The sequence below is a fragment of the Clostridium sp. YIM B02500 genome (assembly GCF_022324665.1).
Lineage (GTDB): Bacteria > Bacillota > Clostridia > Clostridiales > Clostridiaceae > Clostridium > Clostridium beijerinckii.
This window is the reverse complement of record NZ_JAKGTE010000023.1, coordinates 14,544-36,884: the sequence shown is the minus strand read 5'-3', so window position 1 is coordinate 36,884 and position 22,341 is coordinate 14,544. Positions and strand designations below refer to the sequence as shown.

At 31.0% G+C, this 22,341-nt stretch carries 18 protein-coding genes; 1 reads left to right on the top strand and 17 read right to left on the bottom strand.

Going from position 1 to position 22,341, the window contains the following annotated elements; translation table 11 throughout:
- Nucleotides 1–276: 276 nt before the first annotated feature.
- From L1S46_RS17745 to L1S46_RS17710, 8 genes are all read right to left on the bottom strand, one after another.
- The gene (locus L1S46_RS17745) at nt 277–909 is read right to left on the bottom strand and encodes an amino acid ABC transporter permease (protein WP_238900592.1); all 633 of its coding nucleotides are present in this window, start codon (nt 907–909) and stop codon (nt 277–279) included.
- A 2-nt stretch (nt 910–911) separates the two neighbouring features.
- A complete protein-coding gene (locus L1S46_RS17740; RefSeq protein WP_012060328.1) occupies nt 912–1,640 on the bottom strand; it encodes an amino acid ABC transporter permease in 729 nt (242 codons plus the stop codon).
- The gene (locus L1S46_RS17735; protein WP_012060329.1) at nt 1,640–2,452 is read right to left on the bottom strand and encodes a transporter substrate-binding domain-containing protein; all 813 of its coding nucleotides are present in this window, start codon (nt 2,450–2,452) and stop codon (nt 1,640–1,642) included. Before L1S46_RS17735 ends, L1S46_RS17740 begins: the two co-directional genes overlap by 1 nt.
- Before the next feature lie 82 nt (nt 2,453–2,534).
- Complete coding sequence (locus tag L1S46_RS17730; protein ID WP_077855316.1) at nt 2,535–3,257, bottom strand: amino acid ABC transporter ATP-binding protein; 723 nt, start codon at nt 3,255–3,257, stop codon at nt 2,535–2,537.
- A 274-nt stretch (nt 3,258–3,531) separates the two neighbouring features.
- A complete protein-coding gene (locus tag L1S46_RS17725; protein WP_238900591.1) occupies nt 3,532–4,422 on the bottom strand; it encodes a response regulator in 891 nt (296 codons plus the stop codon).
- A gap of 27 nt (nt 4,423–4,449) precedes the next feature.
- Nucleotides 4,450–5,694, bottom strand: a complete 1,245-nt coding sequence (locus L1S46_RS17720; RefSeq protein WP_238900590.1) for a sensor histidine kinase — start codon at nt 5,692–5,694, stop codon at nt 4,450–4,452.
- Between the two features lie 124 nt (nt 5,695–5,818).
- Nucleotides 5,819–6,139 (bottom strand): AzlD domain-containing protein, encoded by a 321-nt coding sequence (locus L1S46_RS17715; RefSeq protein WP_238900589.1) that lies wholly within the window; start codon nt 6,137–6,139, stop codon nt 5,819–5,821.
- Nucleotides 6,136–6,870 carry an AzlC family ABC transporter permease gene (locus L1S46_RS17710; protein ID WP_238900588.1) on the bottom strand — a complete coding sequence of 245 codons (735 nt, stop codon included), beginning with the start codon at nt 6,868–6,870 and terminating at the stop codon, nt 6,136–6,138. The genes L1S46_RS17715 and L1S46_RS17710 overlap by 4 nt, the downstream gene beginning before the upstream one ends.
- A 120-nt stretch (nt 6,871–6,990) precedes the next feature.
- On the opposite strand from L1S46_RS17710, the gene L1S46_RS17705 reads away from it, so the two are divergent.
- Complete coding sequence (locus L1S46_RS17705) at nt 6,991–7,542, top strand: XRE family transcriptional regulator (protein ID WP_238900587.1); 552 nt, start codon at nt 6,991–6,993, stop codon at nt 7,540–7,542.
- 9 nt (nt 7,543–7,551) lie between these two features.
- On the opposite strand, the gene L1S46_RS17700 is transcribed toward L1S46_RS17705, so the two are convergent.
- The 9 genes from L1S46_RS17700 to cysD form a co-directional block, all read right to left on the bottom strand.
- On the bottom strand, nt 7,552–8,466 hold the full coding sequence (locus tag L1S46_RS17700; RefSeq protein ID WP_238900586.1) for an AEC family transporter: 915 nt from the start codon (nt 8,464–8,466) through the stop codon (nt 7,552–7,554).
- A 215-nt stretch (nt 8,467–8,681) separates the two neighbouring features.
- Complete coding sequence (locus L1S46_RS17695) at nt 8,682–9,746, bottom strand: chemotaxis response regulator protein-glutamate methylesterase (protein WP_343217276.1); 1,065 nt, start codon at nt 9,744–9,746, stop codon at nt 8,682–8,684.
- Nucleotides 9,746–10,558, bottom strand: a complete 813-nt coding sequence (locus L1S46_RS17690; RefSeq protein ID WP_238900584.1) for a protein-glutamate O-methyltransferase CheR — start codon at nt 10,556–10,558, stop codon at nt 9,746–9,748. The genes L1S46_RS17695 and L1S46_RS17690 overlap by 1 nt, the downstream gene beginning before the upstream one ends.
- Nucleotides 10,559–10,718: 160 nt before the next feature.
- The gene (locus L1S46_RS17685; protein ID WP_238900583.1) at nt 10,719–15,140 is read right to left on the bottom strand and encodes a methyl-accepting chemotaxis protein; all 4,422 of its coding nucleotides are present in this window, start codon (nt 15,138–15,140) and stop codon (nt 10,719–10,721) included.
- Nucleotides 15,141–15,173: 33 nt separating this feature from the next.
- Nucleotides 15,174–17,330, bottom strand: coding sequence for a chemotaxis protein CheA (locus L1S46_RS17680; RefSeq protein ID WP_238900582.1), 2,157 nt, complete (start codon nt 17,328–17,330; stop codon nt 15,174–15,176).
- 11 nt (nt 17,331–17,341) lie between these two features.
- Complete coding sequence (locus L1S46_RS17675) at nt 17,342–17,767, bottom strand: chemotaxis protein CheW (RefSeq protein WP_238900581.1); 426 nt, start codon at nt 17,765–17,767, stop codon at nt 17,342–17,344.
- A 667-nt stretch (nt 17,768–18,434) separates the two neighbouring features.
- On the bottom strand, nt 18,435–19,481 hold the full coding sequence (locus tag L1S46_RS17670; protein WP_238900580.1) for an HD-GYP domain-containing protein: 1,047 nt from the start codon (nt 19,479–19,481) through the stop codon (nt 18,435–18,437).
- Between the two features lie 266 nt (nt 19,482–19,747).
- Nucleotides 19,748–21,436, bottom strand: a complete 1,689-nt coding sequence (locus L1S46_RS17665) for a GTP-binding protein (RefSeq protein ID WP_238900579.1) — start codon at nt 21,434–21,436, stop codon at nt 19,748–19,750.
- 1 nt (nt 21,437) lies between these two features.
- Nucleotides 21,438–22,337: a sulfate adenylyltransferase subunit CysD gene (gene cysD / locus L1S46_RS17660; RefSeq protein ID WP_023973163.1), complete on the bottom strand. Its 900-nt coding sequence runs from the start codon at nt 22,335–22,337 to the stop codon at nt 21,438–21,440.
- Between the last annotated feature and the right edge of the window lie 4 nt (nt 22,338–22,341).

Sequence of the window (22,341 nt, the reverse complement as noted above, 5' to 3'; positions counted from 1 at the left end):
CTAATTCTAGCATAAAATTCCTAATAACAAAAATGTATACTAAGCACTAATTTATTTAGTATAGTTTTCATTATTTGAATACAAATAATAGAAGAGAATAATTTAAATGACTAATTTAAATTATTCTCTAAAATTATATCTCTATTCATTTTAAGGTTTTGACTTATCAGAAAAAATACTTACAAATTTTCTAAAGTTTTAAGTTCATATCTTCACTAGAAATCATAAATCTAGATTTAAAGTTAGACATCTGCAAATCTATTAATTAGGTTATACCTAGTACTCTGTTTTAATTGTTCTAACGCAACACGATATTGTAAAATTTATTATGAAATATGTTGCAGCTATAGCTCCAAACAATAAAAATATCTGGGATGATGAAACAAAACTTCCCATAAGAATCATACCTTTTCCTGTAAATTCTTCTATCCCAACGGCCCATAGAAAAGATGTATCTTTTATTACAGTAATTGATTGGGATAGAACTGTTGGAATGCAGCGCCTAAAGCTTTGAGGTAGTATTATATATCTTAATGTTTGAAACTTCGTAAAACCTTGAGAATATGCTGCCTCATATTGACCTCTACTTACAGAATTCATTCCTCCTCTAAATATTTCCGCCATAACCGCCGAAGTAAATAAAGTAAAAGACAAGATTCCTGAATACATCGGTTTTATTGGAACCAAAAACCTAATAGATAATATCCATAGTAAATTAGGTGTATTTCTAAATGTCTCTATATATATTGTTGCAATTCTCCCCATAATTCCCTTAGAGAAATTTCTTGATATGGCAAGAATTATTCCAAAAAACATACTCGATACAATTGATATAATGGCTATAATTAGGGTTAATTTCATTCCTTGTAAAAGAAACATCATATTTGCTTGATTAAATACACTTGACATTATTATAGCCCTCCCTCTGTTGCAACGGATTGTTCTGTTATAGAATCTTCAATATCAACTAATGCTTTCTTTTTCTCTCTAAGTTCAAGCTTTCTTGAAATCATTGCTAATGGATAACACATTATAAAATATAATGCTCCAGTTATAACATACGCTGGTCCATAGTACATATTGGCACTTGACCAAGAGTCAGCTGTATACATTAGATCTCCACCTGCAATCATAGCTAATACTGAAGTATTCTTTATTAGATTTACCAGTTGATTCGCAAGTGGTGGTATTATAATCTTTACAGTTTGAGGTAATATTATATACCTCATAGTTTGAGTATGAGAAAATCCTTGAGATTTTGCAGCCTCAAATTGTCCTTTTGGTATTGATGTTATACCAGTTCTCACAACTTCTGATATATATGCTCCATGGTATACACCGACTCCAAGTATTCCAATTAAAAACACCGGTAATACCACCTTTATATATGGTAATCCATTAAATAGAAAGAATACCTGAATTACAAGAGGTGTATTCTGAATCACCTCCACATATATTCTATTTATTACCTTAAAAATTTTTATTTTGCTTGTAGAAAGTACTCCAAAAATAATTCCAAGCATTAAGGCAAGTATAAGCCCTAGTATTGATACTTCAAGTGTTGTTAAGAATCCCTCAAGAAATATATTAAAATCTTTAAAAAGTGCTTCCCACTTAAATATTGCAAAAGGTCCGTTCATTACTTAATATCCCACTTTGCAATTAATTTATCTAGTTCACCTGAACTCTTCATATCATTTATAACTTCATTTACTTCCTTCGCAAGTTCAGTATTATCTTTTTTAGTTGCAATACCATATTCTTGAGGATCATATCTATCATTTAATATTACTGTTGAATCATCAACATAACCATTCAAAATAGATGCATCAACTGCAAAACAATCTATTCTGCCTGAATCTAATGCTGCCTTAAGTTCAGGATATCCACCAAGCTCAGAAAACTTAAGAGTTATTCCTTCCTTTTCTGCTTCTTTTTGAAGCGCAGTTTTAGTTGTAGCACTTTGAGCAACTCCAATAGTCTTTCCATCTAAATCTTTAAGTGAAGACGCACCAAGGCTTTTCTTAACAAGTAATCCAACTCCATCCTTTATATATGGATCTGAAAAATTATAACTCTTTTTTCTTTCATCAGTTATAGTAAATGTAGCAGCAACCATATCTATTTCTCCATTATCAAGAAGTGGTCCTCTTGTTTTAGCTGTAACCCCTTGAAATTCAACTTTACTTTCATCTCCTAATATTTTTTTCGCTATTGCTTTTGATAAATCAATTTCTAAACCTTCCATTTCACCTGTCTGTGGATTTTTGTAACCATATTTAGGTACATCAACTTTTACCCCAACCTTTAATACGCCTCTATCTTTTATTGCTTGTATTTCTTTTGCTTCCGCAGTATTTCCTCCTGTATTTGTTGGTGTTGATGAGCTACATCCAGCCATCATCATACATACACCTAATCCTACCGCTAAAAATAATTTTCTCAATTTCATATATTTATCCCCCTATTTAAATTTTTTAAAACTTCATAGAAGTTTTCATTAATTATGCGTTATACACTGTTAATTATGTTTCTTATCTTATAATTTTATTTAAGAACGCTTTGGCCCTATCATTCTTAGGATTTGAAAAAAATTCTTCCGGATGAGCCTCTTCAATAATCTGTCCTCCATCCATGAATACAATTCTATCCGCAACTTGCTTTGCAAAACCCATTTCATGAGTTACTACAACCATTGTTATATTTTCCTTAGATAATCCTATTAACACATCCAATACCTCTTGTATCATTTCAGGATCTAACGCCGATGTTGGTTCGTCAAATAACATTATTTTAGGATGCATATTAAGTGCTCTTGCTATCGCTACCCTTTGCTGTTGTCCTCCTGATAATTGATTAGGGTAAGCATCGGCCTTTTCCTTTAATCCCACTTTTTCTAAATACTTCAATCCAGATTCCTCTGCTTCTTTTTTACTTACCTTTTGGAGTTTTATTGGTGCTAAAATAAGATTCTCAAGCACTGTCATATGTGGATATAAGTTAAACTGTTGAAAAACCATTGCAGTAGATTGTCTAACTCTAGCCAAATCTTTTTTCAGACTTAAATCATATTCATCTATGATTACCTTCCCCGAGGTCGGCTCCTCAAGATAATTCATACATCTAATTAAAGTAGATTTTCCTGATCCACTTGGCCCTATTACAACAAGCTTTTCACCTTCATTTATATTTAAATTCACATTTTTCAAAACATGTATATCTCCAAAGTTCTTGACTATATTCTCTAATTTAATCATTTATTCTCCCCCTATTTTGGCACAATATTAACTTAATAGAAATTAATCAACTTTTTCTTTATTAATTTTTTCAATGATTCTGTTTATCTAATATTTCTATTTCAATAGTAATTTCGACTCTGTAAATTTTGAAATACAAAAAAGAGCCCTGGCATATATACCAAAGCTCCATTGCTTTTTTAAATCTTGATTAAATTATATATTTTTCCATTTCCCTAGTCAATGACTTTTAACATACTGTGTTTTTTGTAGTTTTCTGTAGTTTGTATATGCGTTAACCTAGAATTTTTATTAATATACCCTCAATGAATTTTTTTGTATTTATTTTTCCTTGACTGTATATTGGATTTTTTAAATGCTTGATTTCCTGTTTAACCTGCTTTATCTCAAAAAGTGATGCTGAATATTCCCTATATATGCTATTATCGCTATCTTCACTTCCCAAACTAGCTATTGAATCCATAGCCTTCATAATAGTTCTTCTTATGCGTTGCTCCATAGATCTGCAATTAATAGTTGCTAATGAATCTCCATATAGAACTAGTGCCACATCCATATAAACCTCTTTTAGTTGATAAGGTTTAGATGGATTCATTTTCTTTTTATTAATGATATTCAGTATTACGAGTTTTAATTCTTCTATTCCTGTAGTGCCAATAATGTTAATATCAGAAAATATACGCAATAGCTTTTCTTCTTGAGAATAAATTTCCGCTTCATTCTCAACTTTTTTATCTTTCTCAGTATTTCCCTCAAAAACTACACTTTTAATCATTGATATAGATTTTTCTAATTCAATCTGTTTTTTAGCATTATTAATAATGCTAATTGTTTCAATCATATTAATTGGCTTGTTAATATAAAAAAGTATTCCGCTTTTGTAAGCATTCGAAATCATTTTTCCTTCTTCAACCTGAGATAACATTATAATCTTACCAGTATATCCACTGCTAAATGTCCTTTTCACAATTTCAATTCCATCTACTTCTGGTAGCAGTAAATCAATTAATACGATATCAGGTTTTAATTTTATTATTTGATCTTTGGCATCTTTTCCTGTCGTTAAAATGGATAATACTTTTCCAAAGTTATTTTTTTTAATTGCTTGCTCTAATATTTTGCATACTGCCATATCATCATCAATAATAACAAACGTTGTTTCCATAAATAGCCCCCTTATTATGAAAATAATTTATATACTAGATAACGGTATTTTCACTAAAAACTTAGTGCCCCTATCAATATCACTTTCAACTTCTATACTTCCTCCCAAATTCTCTAAGAGATTTTTTACATGACATAACCCAATCCCCGTAGACATCGCCCCTGTCTCCTCATTGAATTTTGTTGAAAATCCTATATTAAATATATACGGAAGTACATCTTTATCAATACCTGTCCCATTATCTGAAACATCAAGTAGTAATTCTTTTTGCGAAATTTCCCCAATCACATTTATCATATTATCGCCACTGCATGCCTCAATTGCGTTAATAATTAAATTATTTAGAATAGCAAATATATCATAATATCTTTTTATCGAATAATCTTCTTCTAGCTTGAATTTTATAAATATATTAGAATTTACATTATCTATTTGTCTTTTTGTATTATCAGATATTATGCAGAAAATCTCTGACATAGACATGTACTCCGCCTTCTCAACATTTTGTACTAATTGATTGATTCCTCTAAGAACCCGGTCATTATTTTTACGGATTTCATGAGCATTTTGTGCAAGTGATAACGCCTTAACTGAAAATTCTTCTTTATCCTTATTCATTTCATACAAATTGTAAGCTTCCCTCATTATAGTATTTAAATCATTTGTTGATTTTTGTAAATAAAAAGCCTCCGCATATATTTTTGACACCATTAAATTTAATTCAGCATAACGTTTTTGATGCTCTAGTGTCTTAATATATAATTTTTGATATTTATATATTAAAAAAGCTGAACATTGTATAAATGCTCTAACAAGTGCTGTTACTATAATAACTTTTATAGTTGATATAGAAAACATATTTCTAACAAGTATTTCTGCTGTGTTGCACATTATATCAAAGCTTATTAATGACAAGTATAAATGTATTATAGACTTATTTCTCCTAGTTAGTGGAAATATAGTTCCTAAAATACCATAAATAATATAAAAAATAGCTGCCGGCATAAACTGCATTATAATATCATTTGAATAGTTAGAAGATGACATTAATAATCCAATGCTACGAATAGAGGCAGTTATAGTTCCTGTGATTATTCCAATTAAAACAGGATATATATTTTCCGATATAGAAAATATAAGCCCAATTACAATGACTCCAACTCCCAAAACAAACCTACTATTAAATGGATAAATATATATTTGCGCCAAAATACTTATCAGAACAGAAAATAATACACTATTCTTTAAACAAATCTTAGTTCTCTCTGTCATTTTAATTTTATACATCATTATATTTGTTCCTTCACCATGTAATAAAATCCATTATTGCTCTATAATTTATTTATAGAAAATAATACGCTTAGATTATCATCAAGTCAATTCAAGTTTTTACGAATTAAAATATTAATCTTAAAATTGCTATTGAAATAACTCCTGTTAATACTGTTAATAATAAATTATTTTTCTTAAGAGCAATCAATATTGTTGGTATTGTAGCAAGCAATTCTGGAGATTTTCCTTGAAGTAAAAATTTATTATCGGTAATGAAAAGTTCTGCCACTATTAATGAAGCTAGTATAGATATAGGTATACATGTCAAAAACTCTTCCACTTTCTTATTTAATTTTATCTTTGATAATATAGTTATTGGTAAAACTCTCGGCAACATAGTTACAATACAACCACCTATGATAACACTCCATACATAAGAATTCATTCTTTAATCACCACCCCAATTAAAGCACCAGCAATTGCTGATATAATAACACTAATACTAGTAGATACATATATTGTGCTTATTAGTAAAACTATTGCAGATACAATAATAATTATCAAAGCTTTTCTTATCTTTATATTTCCTTTTACAGATAAAATTAGCAAACCTATAAACATGGCAGTTAATGCAAAATCTAGCCCTAAAGCCTTATAATCTGGAATAAATCCACCAATAACAACTCCAATTCCTGTTGCAAAAATCCAATTTATATATGCAGTAATGTTTAAACCTGTAATCCATAAATTATTAATTTTCTTATTCTTCAATCCCTCTGCTGATGCAACTACAAAAGTTTCATCTGTCAAAAGCAATCCTATAAAAAAGTTTTTTAAGACTGAATTCTCTTTGAAATATGGAGCTACTGATGCACTCATAAACAAATGTCTAAAGTTAACAAAGAAAATAGTAAATATTATGCTAGGTATTGGTGAGGATGATAAAATCATACTAGAAGCTATAAATTGCGATGATCCTCCATATATAAAAGCACTCATCCCCATTGCTTCCCAAACTGTCAAACCACAAGATTTACTCAAAATTCCACATGCAAGCCCTAAACTTATGTACCCAAATATAGTTGGAATACAGTCTTTCACTCCCTGAATAAAATAATACGAATTGTTTTTATTCTTTATTTCTAAAGAATCATTTGGTATTTTCCCCAATTCCATAAAATGCCCCCTTGATACTTTTTGTATAAAACCGTAATATATATTATATACATTGTACGTTATACTTTATATTATGCTATATCTTACATTTGTACTTTATATTTGTCAAGGAGTGAAAATATGAATTTAAATAATATTATTGCTGGGAATTTAAAAAGATTAAGAAACGAAAGACAATTAAGTTTAAGTAAACTTTCTGATATTTGTGGCGTCAGTAAAGTAATGCTAGGACAAATCGAACGTGGTGAATCTAATCCGACTATTAATACAATATGGAAAATTGCTGGTGGACTTAGGGTTCCATATACATCCCTTATTGATGAGCCAATAAAAAATGATATTTTAATAAAAAAAGAAGATTCTAAGCACCAAGAATCTCCTGATAATAAATATAGAGTTTATTGCTATTTTGCAAGCAATTCAAATAGGAATTTTGAACTTTTTACTGTAGAACTAGATGGCAATAGCACATATGAATCCAATTCTCATGGTGAAAAGACTCAAGAATATATAATAGTTTATGATGGTGAGTTATCTTTAAATGTGGATAATACAACTTATATCCTAACTCCTGGTGATTCCATAGTGTTTGATTCATCCAAGCCACATTCATATACAAACTTGACTAATAGCATGATAAGAATGACTATAATTAACTATTACGTTATATAAGCTAGCCGCTTACCAAATAGCATTTGCCAGATACAAAATTATTGGTATAGTAATCAGTGATAGCAATGTGCTTAGGCCAACCAATTTAGCTCCATACTCATAATCTCCTCCATACATCTGAGAAAACATTGGTACTGTTAGACCTACTGGCGTAGCCATAGCTATTAATACAACTTTTTTTATTTCTATTAAATACGGTGGTAAAAATTTAAATAATATCATTATTATAACTGGAATAACGATAAGTTTTATAAATGCTACAAAGTAAGCATGCTTATCATTAAATAATGTAATTAGTTTTGACTTAGCAATATACGTACCAAGTAAAATCATAGCAATAGGCGTATTGGTTTGTCCAACTAAGTTAAACGCATCATAAAAAAGCTTTGGCATCTTTACGGGTGAAATAAAAACAAGCAATCCAAATGCCACAGCTATTATTCCAGGATTAAATAAAACACTTTTTAATGTAATTAAATTTTTATTATTTGATACTGCATATATGCCATAAGTGTAACTCAATATATTAAAACAAACTAGGTATGCTGATAAAAAGAACACCTTTTCTATCCCCATTATGCTAGTGACTAATGGAATACCAATAAATCCTGCATTTGCAAACCCAATTGCAAATTTATCTATTCTCTGATCTTTCTTAAAAATAATTTTTCCTATAAGAAACCCCATTAACATTGCACATAAAGAAACAAAAAAAGAAATTCCTAACTCCTTTAACTTATCTATCGAAAATTCCATTTGATACCGCGTTAACATAATCATCGGATTAATAACCCAAACTAAAAGATTAGATATTTGTTTGGCTCCATCTTCATTAATTAATTTTTTGCGGTAGACTATAAAGCCAATTGCCATCAATATATACATGATGCTCACTTGTCCAACTATTGTAAAAATAATCTCCATAATATTTTATCCTTCCGTTCTAAAAATAACTTTAAATATATGAGTGTTTTACATGGTAATTCATCATAAACTAACTCTTTCCTTCTGATAAATCATTATATCAATTACCTATTTTAATATACAAGTCTTAAAAACAATAAATTTAAATATTAGTAAGCTAGCCATATATATTACTAGCTTATTAACATTTAAATTAGCTTTAATTTTATATTAATTTATAAATTCAACATTATTGTCTCAAACATGTCGCTTAGTGCTACCTGACTATCTGCAAGACCTGCTTCAAACACTACTTTAGGCATGCCATAAACTATACAGGATTCTTCTGCCTCAACTATAACATATCCATTATTATCTTTTACATTCTGGCAGCCTGCTAACCCGTCATTACCCATTCCCGTTAAAATTACAGAGACTAGCTTATCTTTAAAAATAGGCGCTGCCGAATTTAAAGTAACATTAATTGATGGCTTGTATAGGCTGTCTACATTTTTCATATCCTCAACTTTAAAAACTATGCTATTATCCTGGCTTTTTTCTAATAGTGTTTGAAATCCCGCTGGTGCTATATATATTTTTCCTCGTTCAAGTATATCTCCATTCTCTACTTCTTTAACATGTAGATTACATATGGTATCAAATCTTTCAGCTAGCGGTCCAGTAAATCCTGGAGGCATATGCTGGATTACAATAACTGGCCTGCATAAATCCTTTGGAAATCTTGGCAATATTGATTGAAGTGCGGATGGTCCTCCTGTTGAGCACCCAATAATAAGCAGCTCCCTCTTCATGAGTTTTTCACCACAATTAATCTGCTGTTTATCATATTTAATATTTTCTAAATCTGCATTACTATCTTCTTTATTCTTTTGTACCTTACTACTGTCTGCAATTACTTTTAGTTTACTAAGAAAATCATTTATTGTTTCCTCTTTTATGTTCTCCCCTACTAATGAACCTTTTAAGAAAATATCGATTGCTCCGAGCTCTAAAGCCTTTAGTGCTGTCCTAGTACCATCTTCCGTATGATTACTCAGCATCACAACTGGTACAGGGCAAGTTTTCATAATTTCTTTTAGGGCACTTATTCCATCCATTTCTGGCATTTCTACATCCAATGTTACTATATCAGGTTTTAATCTTTGTATCTTTTCTATTGCGTCCAATCCATTTCTCGCGATTCCTATTATAAAAAATTGAGGATCTTTTTCTATAATAAGGCTTATACATCTCCTCATAAAGGAGGAATCATCTACAACTAAAACACCATATTGTTTCATCATGCTTTCTCTCCCTTCTTATAATAAAAGATCGATGGAGTATAAACAGTATCAAAGCCTGGATTGACATTAGTAACTGTTTCTGCATGGCCTAAAAATAAATATCCTGTTTCATTAAGAATATTGTAAAACGAAAGAGCAGCTTTTTTAGTAAATTCTGTATCAAAATATATCAAAACATTCCTGCAGAGTATTATATCAACTCTTCCAACTTCTTGTTCGATATTTTTATCAAACATATTTAAATTCTTAAACTTTACAAGTTTTCTTATTTCATCCTTAACCTTGTAGTCATCTTCAATTTTATCAAAATATTTATCTAACATTCCATAAGGCATCTTCCTAAAGGATAAAGATTTACTACTGTATACTCCCTTCTCAGCTTTATCTAATACTTTTTTATTAATATCTGAGGCTATTATTTCAACAGAACTTTTTTCAAAAAGCATTGTTTCTTTTATTAACATTGCTAATGTATAGGGTTCTTCCCCACTTGAACATGCCGCACACCAGATTCTAAAAGTTTTTTCCTTTAAATAGTCTTCAAATTTTGGTAAAATATTAGTTTGCAATTCTCTTAATAGATTTTCTTCTCTAAAGAAATAAGTTTCATTTACTGTTATTAGTTCAATTAATGTATCTCTTTCTTTTTCTTCTATTTTAACGTACCCGCAATATTCCCAAATACTAAGTCTAAGTTCTTTAATTCTATAGGTTATCTTACTTTCAAGTGAAGGAAGATTTTTGGAGTAGTCAATGCCACAGAATTCATATATATAACTCGCCAATTGTTCTAATGCCATAATACTCATAATTTAAAATTTCCTCCTTATATTTAAAACCACAATTTATTCCTTTGATATATAAGTTGCTCTAAATATTTTAAAATTTAGAATTACTAAATTCTCATAATTAACCTTAATATAATTTTCCCTTAGCAACTTATATACTCATATAGAATTTATTATCTAATTATTCAACTAACTCCTCTAATGATTTTTTTATTTCTAACGTATACTCAGAAAGTTCTCTAGTAATACTTGAAGTTTTTTGAACATCTCTTACATTTAAATTAACTACATTATTTATATCTTCAATATGTTTTCTAAGCTCTTCAACTTCTCTTGCCTGTACCTTAGTAGACATTGTTACTTCACTTGCTTGTTCCGTAACATTCTTAAAGTTATCTGTGGTTCTATCAGTAGATTTTGTTTGTTCATTCATAGTCCAAGTTATCTGCTTCATATCTTCCCTAGAACGTCTTACACCTTTTATAATATTTTCTACTCCTGATGCCTGCTCTTTAGATGCCTCAGTAACTTGTTGTGCTACTCTTGTAACATTTTCTGCTGAATTTACAATATTCTTTCCTTGCTTTGCCTGCTCTTTTACTGCTATAGCTATTTGTCTTACCTGTTCTCTAGAATTAGTTATTCCCTTGACCACTTCTTCAACTCCTATAGCTTGTTCTTTCACTGCTCTTGTCACTTGCTCTGATTGTTCTGCTACATTTTCTACAGAAGCTACAATGTCTTTCCCTTGTTTTGCTTGTTCTTTCACTGCTACTGTTATTTGTTTTACTTGTTCTCTGGCATTTTCTATTCCTTTTACTATTTCAAATACTCCAGCTGCTTGCTCTTTCATAGCTTGTGTTACTTCTGCAGTTTGACTTGTAACCTCTCCTACTAGCTTAGTCATTGATTTCCCTTGTATCGTCTGTGACATCATTGCATCAGTTATCTGCTTAACTTGTTCTCTTGCATTTACTACACCTTGAATGATTTCATCTACTCCATTAGCTTGTTCTTTTACAGCCATAGTCACCTGTGCTGCTTGATTTGTTACATTTTCTACAGATGCAACAATATCTTGTCCCTGTTTTGCCTGTTCTTTTACTGCGACAGTAATTTGTCTTACTTGCTCTCTTGCATTAACTATTCCTTTAACTATTTCTTCTACGCCTATTGTTTGCTCATTAGTTACTAAAGCTATTTGAGCTGCTTGATCTGCTACATTTTCTACCGCTGCTACAATATCTCCACCTTGTTTTGCTTGTTCTTTTACCGCAAGTGTTACTTGTATTACTTGTTCTCTTGCATTTACAACGCCTTTAATTACTTCATCTACTCCATTTGCTTGTTCTTTAACAGCCGTAGTCACCTGTGCTGCTTGATTTGTTACATTTTCTACAGATCCAACAATATCTTGTCCCTGTTTTGCCTGTTCTTTTACTGCTACTGTTATTTGTCTTACCTGCTCTCTTGCGTTCGCTACACCTTTTATTACTTCATCAATTCCCGCTGCTTGCTCTTTTACTGCTACTGCGACCTCATTTGTTTGATTAACAACATTTTCTATAGACAAAGCGATATTTTTTCCTTGTTTTGCCTGTTCTTTCACTGCTACTGTTATTTGCCTTACTTGTTCCTTAGCATTTACAACACCTTTTATTACTTCCTCTACGCCAGCTGCTTGTTCCCTTACTGCTATTGTAACCTCATTTGTTTGATTAACAACGTTATTTATGGCCTTACTAATATTTCCCCCTTGACTTGCTTGTTCTTTTACCGCTACTGTTATTTGTCTTACTTGTTCTCTTGAATTTTCGACACCTTTTATTATTTCATCTATGCCAATAACTTGTTCTTTTACTGCTATTGCAACTTCATCTGCTTGATTTGTTACATTTTCGACAGCTCCAACAATATTTTGTCCTTGTTTAGATTGTTCATTCATTGCTATATTAATTTGCACTACTTGTTCTCTTGCATTTGCTACACCTTTTATTACATTTTCTACACTTATAGCTTGTTCCCTTGTAGCCTGTGTAACCATAGATGCTTGATTAGTAACATTTCTCATAGATTCGAGTATTTCTCTACTTCCTTTATTTTGACTATCAGTTGCCAGAGTTATTTCTTTGATTTCATTAGTCACATTTTCTATTCCACCAACTATTTTTTCTATTACAGTCCCAACTTCATTACTTAATCTTGATCCATATTCAACTTTCTCAGTGCCAACTTCTATCGCCTTAATTGCATTGGTAGTTTCTCCCTGGATTCCTTTTATAAGTTCAGATATTTCCTTTGTAGCTGTAGCCGTTCTCTCAGCTAGTTTTCTCACTTCATCAGCTACTACCGCAAATCCTTTTCCGTGTTCCCCTGCTCTTGCAGCTTCAATTGCTGCATTTAACGCAAGCAAATTTGTTTGATCTGCTATATCATCTATTACATCTATAATGCTTCCAATTTTATCAGAACTCTTTCCTAAGTTAGTTATTACACTTTCTGCCTTGTGGATAACCTCAGATATTTCACCTATAGCGACTAATGTATTAGCTACAGCTGTTTGTCCATCCTTAACATCCAATTTCACTAAATCACTTAATGAATTTACATTTTGAGCATTTTGAGCCACTTGACTTATTGATGCCGCCATGTCCTCAACCGTCTTATAAGTTTCATTTGAAGCTTTTTGCAGTTCTTCAGCATTACCCGCTACTCCTTGAATAGATTTTCCCATTTCTTCTATGGACGCAGATATTTCTTCTACTGATCTTGTAGTACTTTCACTATTTCCTGCTACTTGCTGAATCGATACTACTACCTCTTGAACTGCAGCCGCTGCTTCATTTGCAGATCCTCTTAAACTTTCAGCATTTCCTGCTACTCCCCTAACTGATTTACCCATTTGTTCTACTGATGACGATATTTGTTCAACTGAACTTGCTGTGCTCTCACTATTTCCTGCTACTTGCTGTATTGATGCTACCATTTCTTGTATGGCCGCTGCTGATTCATCTGTTGAAACTTTTAAACTTTCTGTATTAGTGGCTACTCCTTTTATTGATACACCCATTTCTTCAATTGATGATGATATTTCTTCAACTGAACTTGCTGTACTTTCACTATTTCCTGCTACTTGTTGGATTGATGCTACCATCTCTTGAACTGCAACTGATGATTCTTCTGTAGATCCTTTTAAATTTTCTGCATTACCTGCTACTCCTTTTATTGAAGCTCCTATTTCTTCAATTGATGATGATATTTCTTCTACTGAACTTGCCGTACTCTCGCTATTTCCTGCCACTTGTTGAATAGAAACTACCATTTCTTGTACTGCTGCTGTAGCTTCTTCTGCTGATCCTTTTAAACTTTCTGCATTTTCTGCTACTCCCTTTATTGATTTTCCCATCTGTTCTATTGAAACTGATATTTCTTCTACTGATTTTGCTGTGCTTTCACTGTTTCCAGTCACCTGTTCTATTGAGGCTACTATTTCTTGCACTGCTTCTGTAGCTTCTTCTGCTGATCCTTTTAAACTTTCGGCATTCCCGGCTACTCCCTTTATTGATTTTCCCATTTGTTCTATTGATGATGATATTTGTTCTACTGAACCTGCTGTACTTTCACTATTTCCTGCTACTTGCTGAATTGATGCTACTACTTCTTGAACAGCCATTGTAGATTCTTCTGCTGAACCTTTCAAACTTTCGGCATTCCCTGCCACTCTCTTTATTGATTTTCCCATTTGCTCTATAGATGATGATATTTGTTCTACTGAGCTTGCTGTACTTTTACTATTTTTTGCAACTTGTTCAATTGATACCACAATTGATTGCACCGATTCTTCTGCATTTTCGGCAGTATCCTTCAATCCCTCTGCATTTTTTGCAACCCCTTGTATTGATTTTCCCATTTCTTCAATAGATGCTGATATTTGTTCTACTGAACTTGCTGTGCTTTCACTATTTCCTGCTACTTGCTGAATTGATGTCACCACTTCTTGAATTGATGCAGTCACCTCTTTTGCTGAAGAAGTTAAACTTTCTGCATTTCCTGCTACTCCTTTAACTGATTTCCCCATTTGCTCTACTGAGGAAGATATTTCTTCTACTGATTTTGATGCGCTCTCTCCATTCCCTGCTACTTGCTGAATTGATGCCACCATTTCTTGTATTGCTTCTGAAACTTCCTTAGCTGATCCAGTCATTTCTTCCGCATTGCCTGCGACCACTTTAATTGATTTACCCATTTCCTCAATTGAATTTGATATTTCTTCAATTGAACCTGATACACTTTCGCTATTACCTGCGACCTGTTTTGCTGATACAGCTATTTCTTCAAGTGATCTTTGCGACTTTTGAGCAGCATTCGTTAATTGCTCTGCATTTATTACAACTCCATTTATAGATTTAGACATTTCACTTGTAAGAGAATTTACTGATTTTACAGCTTCTGATTGATCAATTGTTCCTTTTGTAACTTGTTCATTTATACTTGATAATTCTTTTAATTTCTCATCAAGCTTTTTAGATGCAAGAACTGTATTATCTACACTTCTTAAACCTCCCATAAGCTTAATTCCGATATTTCTTTTAAAACTACCCATTTATATACGCCTCCACACTTTCTGATCTTTTGCTTATTGAATCTCATTGTTACTAAAATTATCACTATCTTTTATATTTTTGTTACTAATCATTTTTGATATTCCTACTACGTCGAATATATGAGCAACACTTCCATCACCAAGTATTGTTGCACCCGATATCCCCTCAATTTTTCCTATGTAAGAACCTAAAGGTTTAACTACTATTTCTTGATTTCCAACTAATTCATCAACTACAATACCGAACCTTTTTTCTGCAATACCTAAAACCACAATAAATACATTTCTCTTTTTGTTTTCTCTAGGTAACTTAAAATAATCATGCAACCACACTAGGGGGTGGACTTTGTCTCTAATCACAACAACAGATTGATTTTTAATATATTCAATTTCACTCTTTGGTTTTCTTACTATCTCAATTATGTTACTCATTGGAAGAGCATAAATTTCATTATGAATTTTAACTAATAACCCTGCAAGTATTGCAAGCGTTAGTGGTAGTTTAATCGTAAATTTACTTCCTTCTCCCTCTTTTGTTTCTACATCAATAATCCCATTTAGTTTATCTATATGATTTCTAACAATGTCCATTCCTACGCCTCTACCTGAAACGTCACTTACATTATTAGCTGTTGATAGCCCTGTTTGAAAAATAAGATTTATTATCTCTTGGTCTGATAATATTTCTGCTTCTTGAGCTGAAATTACTTCTTTCTTAATTGCTGATTGCTTTATCTTTTCTAAATTTAAACCAGCACCATCATCTTCAATTGTCACAATTACATGGTTTTCTTGGTGAAATGCCTTTATTTTCAAAGTTCCTTTTGAAGGCTTATCTTTGCCTATACGAGTACTAGGTTTTTCTATTCCATGATCTAGGGAATTTCTTACAAGATGAATCAAAGGATCAGTAATATCTTCAATTATAGTTCTGTCCATTTCTGTCTCTCCACCCTCAAGAACCAACTCCACCTCTTTCTCTAATGAATTAGCAAGATCTCTTACCAACCTCGGGAATCTACTAAATAGCTGTTGCACTGGTACCATACGAGCTTTCATTATGCTTTCTTGAAGTTCACTAACTACTCTTGATACACGACTTGATATTCCAATTAAATCTTCAACTGAATCATCAGCTATATATTTGTTATGTAAAGTATTGCTTACTTGAGCAATTCTAGTCTGTTCAATAACCATCTCTCCAACCAAATTCATCATATGTTCAAGACGTTCTATATCGACTCTAATAGTTTGTGATAATTTTTTTTCATTTTTAATCTCTTGTAGAACTTTCTTTTCACCGTTTATCTCATCAATTTTATCCGTTACTATTTCTCCTTCTATCTTAGCTATATTTTCTATATCTTTAGTATCTATCTTTTCTTTATCTAATTTTGTAAATTCATAATCAAACACATTAACATCATCAATATCCATTAATTTATGCTTAATTCTTGATTCAATTTCCTCTGTCCCCAATTTTGAAATTAATAAATAATTTATAGTATTAATATTTTCATCTTCATCCAATAGTTCTAATACATTAGGACTAGATCCTACAACCTCTCCAATATCATTTAACGAATTAAGTATAAGAAAAGCTCTCGTTGCTTTCATAAGACTATCCTCTGAGATCTTAATCTCACAAACAACACAAGAGCGCCCATTTAGCCTTTCATTTTCTATTGTATGCCTTTTCTCATCATCTAGCTCAAATACTATCATCTCATTGTCATATTCATGACTAATTTCTCTTTTTACTCCCATAAATTGATTGCCTTCAGTTTTGTCCACATCAATACTTTGTATACGCCTAAGTTTTCCTATGATATCATCAATGTCTACTTCTGTATCATTCTTATACTCTATAAAATCTCTTTTTAATAAAGTTAAGCAGTCAGTACATTCAAACAAAACGTTAATTATTGGCCCCGTTACTTCCATAAAATTATTCCTAATTTTATCAAGTACATTTTCCATCTCATGAGTAAGCGATTTCATCTTTTCATACCCCATAGCTGAAGAGGATCCCTTCAATGTATGTGCTACCCTAAAAATATCTTGTATAACTTTGCTGACTTCATCTTTCTTTTCTAATTCTAAAATTCCTTGTTCTAAAAGTTGTATCTGCTCTTCCACTTCATCCAAAAATGCACTTACCATTTCAGGCATTTCATATATATTAGACATTTCACATCCCCCTAATCATGAAGAACTATATCTATCTTCAATAAGCTTATCACTCCATTTTCTGTAATTCCTATTCCTTCAAAGTACTCTCCATCAATACCTGCAACAACTTTTGGCGTTGGTTGGATATCATCGAATTGTATGACTGAATCAACCTTGTCCACAATTATCCCAATCATCTCTTCCCTACTTTTTACCACTATTATTCTAGTTTCTTTAGTTCTAGCGCATTCTATTAGTTTAAACCTTTTATGTAAATTAACTACCGGAATTACCTTTCCCCTTAAATTAATAACGCCTTCCAAAAAGAATTTACTATTATGTGTTGGAGATATTTGCTGCATTCTAATAATTTCATAAACATCACTAATCTTAAGAGCATACTTCTCGCTTGCTAATTCAAAAGCAATGTGTTGAATATCCAATAATTCATTCATATAGTCTTCCTCCACAAATATTCTAGTAAAATTCACTATAATTTTTTTAAAGTATCAGCTAAATAACCTTGTTTATATGGTTTTATAGTGAATCCTCTAGCTCCATTAATTCTAGATTACAAGAACCTTTTTCACATCCACTCCTCCAAGCACAAATTTCTTCATATATTTTTTTATTTTTATAATTTAATTTTATATAATTTTCGAAAAACTAACATTTTATTATCTGCACTATAAAAAAATATTGATTCCCACTAATTTTATAGTATAATTTCTGGTCTTATTTGTCAATAATGATATTATATTGTTTAAAGTAATAATATATTGTACTAATTGGTATTATCATCTAATAATTTTTATCTAATTATATAATTAAATAATCTTTTCATTCTAAAATCCCATTTACACTTTCTATAAATTTCTACAAAAAAACAGACTCAAAGTAGCTTAAAATCTACTTTGAGCCTATGTTTGGAGAAAAATACTTCGTCTAATTTTCAACTGATATTCCATTTACTTTTTTTACATTAATAAAAGTTTCTTTTTATATGTATTAAGATTCTAATTTTATTTATCTATATTATTTCCAAAAATGGAATTACGATTCGACATATACACACAGTATTTTTTTAAGTTTTAAATTTACGCATTTCTATATTGCTAACCACTATACAAATATATCACTTATATCTAAGTCTGTTCTTCTTGAAAAATCAATAAGCTCATTATTAATTTTTACAATAGGACTTAGTATATCATTTGGAGGTATATACATAATTTCACCTATCCTACCATCCTCAAGCCTTGCCTTCATTCCTATATAATATGGGCTTATATTTTCTAAGAGTGTAAAAATAACTGAAGTATCATACAATTTTACTCCTTCAGTCAAAAACATTTGAAATATTTTAAGTGGAGTTACGCCTTTCTTGTATACTCTATTTGATATCATTGCATCAAATGTATCTGCTGCTGCAACAATTTTTGCATTTAATGTAATATCTATTCCTAACTTTCCAAACGGATATCCAGATCCATCAATTCTTTCATGGTGCATAAGTATTGCATCTTTTATACTTCTACTAAAATAATCATAATCATTTATTATATCATATCCTAAAATAGTATGTTTCTTAATTTCATCAAATTCTTCTCTTGTTAGCTGACCTGGCTTGTTCAATATTTCATTGTCTATTTTAATCTTGCCGATATCATGAAGAAGTCCTGATTCAATAATTTCTTTAACTGTGCCTGAAGATAAATTCATCCATTTTGCTATAAGCATTGAATATATTGCTACATTTATACAATGCGTATAAGTATACTCATCTGCTTTATTTAACGCAACTAAACACTTAATTATGATGTTAGGCTCATCTAAATACTTTATTATCGATTTAGATATTTTAGAAATACTCTCAGAATTCATTTTATTTGTTGTAATCAATCCTCTTATTAATTCTTTAATATTGAATATACTTACATCATAATCCTCTTCAAATTCTTTAATTTTATCCATATTACTTTTGCCCAAGCTATTGTTTTCTCCCGAAACATAGATATGAGCACTATATTCTCCAAGACTAATCAATTTATCTATTATATATGAATTGAGTATTGTATTCTTAGACGCTAATTTTAAACCATTACATATTATGTCCTCAGCCAAAATCATGCCAGGTTTACAATTAAACAATAATATTTTATGTTTCATAAAATTAATCACCCCTATCTACCTACATTAAACTTTATCATCAAATAATTCCTTTTTCAATAAAACAAATATAAATATAGTATATTTTTCCTAATATTATAACATAATAATACATTATATAACTTCGAATTTAAAATCTAGTAATTGCATTTATTAATAATAAACGTTAGTAAAAGAAGCCTCAAAAATAATTTACCAATCATTTTTAAGGCTTCTTTGATTTATTTTTTATATTCTGTATTTAAGACAACACCTTTATACATTTTCTATTTAGTACTATGAAAAACTACTCTTCTATAAGTTTCAAATCTAACCCATCTATTCAAGAAATCTCCTAGAGTTTTCTCGTTAGCTTCTTTATATTCATTTAAGAATTTTACAACTTCTTCATTAGAATTTACCTTAACTTCAAATCCTCTGCCATTAATAACTGGAACTTCTTGATATTTATAATCGCCAATAGATTTAATATCTGTAATTTTCTTATCACGTATTTCAATTACTATTGAGTCACGAAGAACTAGTAAATCAAAGTTATCTGGATATTTGTAGCTATCACCTTCTATTGGAAGCTCATCGCCTACAGTATAAGTCTTTTCTTCTGGTTTATATTTGAATATAGATAAAGTTTCTGTATCATAATAGAATTCTTCAAAAATATCTCCTCTTGCTTTTAATTCATTATACTCAAAAGCAAATTTTGCATTTTTAGTATCATTATTATGAACATCTTCTATAACACCACAAGCTGATGTCATATTAGTAACACGATCTATTAAAATAAGTTCTCCTAATGTTTTATGTGCATCAAACTTATCAACAACTATCTTTTCAGATAATAGAATATCACATGCCGCTATTTCATTTTTTGTTAAATAACCAGTTGGTAAATGCTCTCCTGTGTTGACATCAATTTTATATTTTACATCTGTAACAACACCAGTCAGCATCTTAGTACCTACTTTTACAAAATACTCTTTACCAGCCGTTAATTCCGAATCATCCATCCAAAGAATCTTTGCACTAATTAACTTACTTGTAGTAATATCAGTTTCTTTTGTAAGTACACAGCCTCTTGATACATCAACTTCTTTATTAAGCTGTATTGTAACAGATTGACCTTTTCCAGCGCTTTGCGATTCCTTATCGGTAATATGAATACTTTTTACTAATGCTTTTTCATTGCTAGGAAGTGTTGTAATTTCATCTCCTACAGAAATACTTCCAGCTTCAATTTCTCCTTGGAATCCTCTAAACGTATGATTCGGTCTACATACTCTTTGAACTGGCATATAGAAGCCTTCTTCTGACTTACTATCAATCTCTACATTTTCTAGATATGGTAAAAGCGCTTCCCCTTGATACCATGGAGTATTTTCTGACTTCTTAGTAACGTTATCCCCTTCCGTAGCTGATACAGGAATTAAATGAACATTTTCTAATGAAAGTTCATTTACTAATTCTTTAATTTGCTCTTCAATTTCTAAAAATCTTTCTTCACTGTAACCTACTAAATCAATCTTATTAACTGCAAATACAAAATGTTTTACACCCATCAAAGAACAAATTCTTGCATGTCTTCTTGTTTGTACTAACACACCTTGCTTTGCATCTATTAATATAATAGCAAGCTCTGCAAAGGATGCACCTACTGCCATGTTTCTAGTATATTCTTCATGTCCTGGAGTATCTGCTACTATAAAACTTCTATTATCAGTTGTGAAATAACGATATGCAACGTCTATTGTAATTCCTTGCTCACGTTCTGCCATTAAACCATCTAATAGTAGAGAATAGTCTATTGCTCCTCCTCTGCTTCCAACTTTGCTATCTAATTCTAAAGCTTTTTCTTGGTCCGCATATAAAAGCTTTGAATCATATAAAATATGCCCAATAAGAGTAGATTTTCCGTCATCTACACTACCACATGTTATAAACTTTAATAAGCTCTTCATCTTAGAAATACCCCTCTCTCTTTCTTCTTTCCATACTACCTGCTGCTTCACTATCAATAACTCTAGTTGTTCTTTCAGATGATACGGCACTAAGGGTTTCCTCAATAATAGCATCCAAAGTAACTGCATCTGATTCAAAACCACCTGTTAATGGATAACATCCAAGTGTTCTGAATCTTATTTTCTTATGTTCAACTTTCTCACCTGGTAATAGTTTTAATCTATCGTCATCTACCATAATTATATTGCCATCACGTTCAATGCATGGTCTTTCTTTTGCAAAATATAAAGGAACTATATCAATATTTTCACGCTTTATATATTGCCATATATCATTTTCAGTCCAATTTGAAATTGGAAAAACTCTCATACTTTCACCTTTATTTATTTTAGTATTATAAAGCTTCCACATTTCTGGCCTTTGATTTTTAGGATCCCATGCTTGTGCTTCATTTCTAAAAGAAAAAATTCTTTCCTTTGCACGAGATTTTTCTTCATCACGACGTCCTCCGCCGAATGCTGCTGTAAATCCATATTTACTTAATCCTTGTTTTAAAGCTTGTGTCTTCATGATATCAGTATATGCTGATCCGTGATCAAAAGGATTAATCCCTTGCTTTATACCTTCTTCATTTGAATGGACAATCATCTCAATTCCTAATTTTTCTGCTGTCTTATCACGAAATTCTATCATTTCTTTAAACTTCCATGTTGTATCTATATGCATGAAAGGAAATGGTGGCTTTTCAGGATAAAATGCTTTCATTGCAAGATGTAACATAACAGAACTGTCTTTACCAATGGAATATAACATTACTGGCTTTTCACATTCTGCTGCTACTTCTCTAATAATATAAATTGCTTCTGCTTCTAATTTATCAAGATGTGATAATTCGCTCATATAT

What these genes read in the sequence shown, in the direction of transcription:
- L1S46_RS17745 (WP_238900592.1), bottom strand. Translation starts at nt 909, where the DNA reads ATGTCAAGTGTATTTAATCAAGCAAATATGATGTTTCTTTTACAAGGA.
- L1S46_RS17740 (WP_012060328.1), bottom strand. Translation starts at nt 1,640, where the DNA reads ATGAACGGACCTTTTGCAATATTTAAGTGGGAAGCACTTTTTAAAGAT.
- L1S46_RS17735 (WP_012060329.1), bottom strand. Translation starts at nt 2,452, where the DNA reads ATGAAATTGAGAAAATTATTTTTAGCGGTAGGATTAGGTGTATGTATG.
- L1S46_RS17730 (WP_077855316.1), bottom strand. Translation starts at nt 3,257, where the DNA reads ATGATTAAATTAGAGAATATAGTCAAGAACTTTGGAGATATACATGTT.
- L1S46_RS17725 (WP_238900591.1), bottom strand. Translation starts at nt 4,422, where the DNA reads ATGGAAACAACGTTTGTTATTATTGATGATGATATGGCAGTATGCAAA.
- L1S46_RS17720 (WP_238900590.1), bottom strand. Translation starts at nt 5,694, where the DNA reads ATGACAGAGAGAACTAAGATTTGTTTAAAGAATAGTGTATTATTTTCT.
- L1S46_RS17715 (WP_238900589.1), bottom strand. Translation starts at nt 6,139, where the DNA reads ATGAATTCTTATGTATGGAGTGTTATCATAGGTGGTTGTATTGTAACT.
- L1S46_RS17710 (WP_238900588.1), bottom strand. Translation starts at nt 6,870, where the DNA reads ATGGAATTGGGGAAAATACCAAATGATTCTTTAGAAATAAAGAATAAA.
- L1S46_RS17705 (WP_238900587.1), top strand. Translation starts at nt 6,991, where the DNA reads ATGAATTTAAATAATATTATTGCTGGGAATTTAAAAAGATTAAGAAAC.
- L1S46_RS17700 (WP_238900586.1), bottom strand. Translation starts at nt 8,466, where the DNA reads ATGGAGATTATTTTTACAATAGTTGGACAAGTGAGCATCATGTATATA.
- L1S46_RS17695 (WP_343217276.1), bottom strand. Translation starts at nt 9,746, where the DNA reads ATGAAACAATATGGTGTTTTAGTTGTAGATGATTCCTCCTTTATGAGG.
- L1S46_RS17690 (WP_238900584.1), bottom strand. Translation starts at nt 10,558, where the DNA reads ATGAGTATTATGGCATTAGAACAATTGGCGAGTTATATATATGAATTC.
- L1S46_RS17685 (WP_238900583.1), bottom strand. Translation starts at nt 15,140, where the DNA reads ATGGGTAGTTTTAAAAGAAATATCGGAATTAAGCTTATGGGAGGTTTA.
- L1S46_RS17680 (WP_238900582.1), bottom strand. Translation starts at nt 17,330, where the DNA reads ATGTCTAATATATATGAAATGCCTGAAATGGTAAGTGCATTTTTGGAT.
- L1S46_RS17675 (WP_238900581.1), bottom strand. Translation starts at nt 17,767, where the DNA reads ATGAATGAATTATTGGATATTCAACACATTGCTTTTGAATTAGCAAGC.
- L1S46_RS17670 (WP_238900580.1), bottom strand. Translation starts at nt 19,481, where the DNA reads ATGAAACATAAAATATTATTGTTTAATTGTAAACCTGGCATGATTTTG.
- L1S46_RS17665 (WP_238900579.1), bottom strand. Translation starts at nt 21,436, where the DNA reads ATGAAGAGCTTATTAAAGTTTATAACATGTGGTAGTGTAGATGACGGA.
- cysD (WP_023973163.1), bottom strand. Translation starts at nt 22,337, where the DNA reads ATGAGCGAATTATCACATCTTGATAAATTAGAAGCAGAAGCAATTTAT.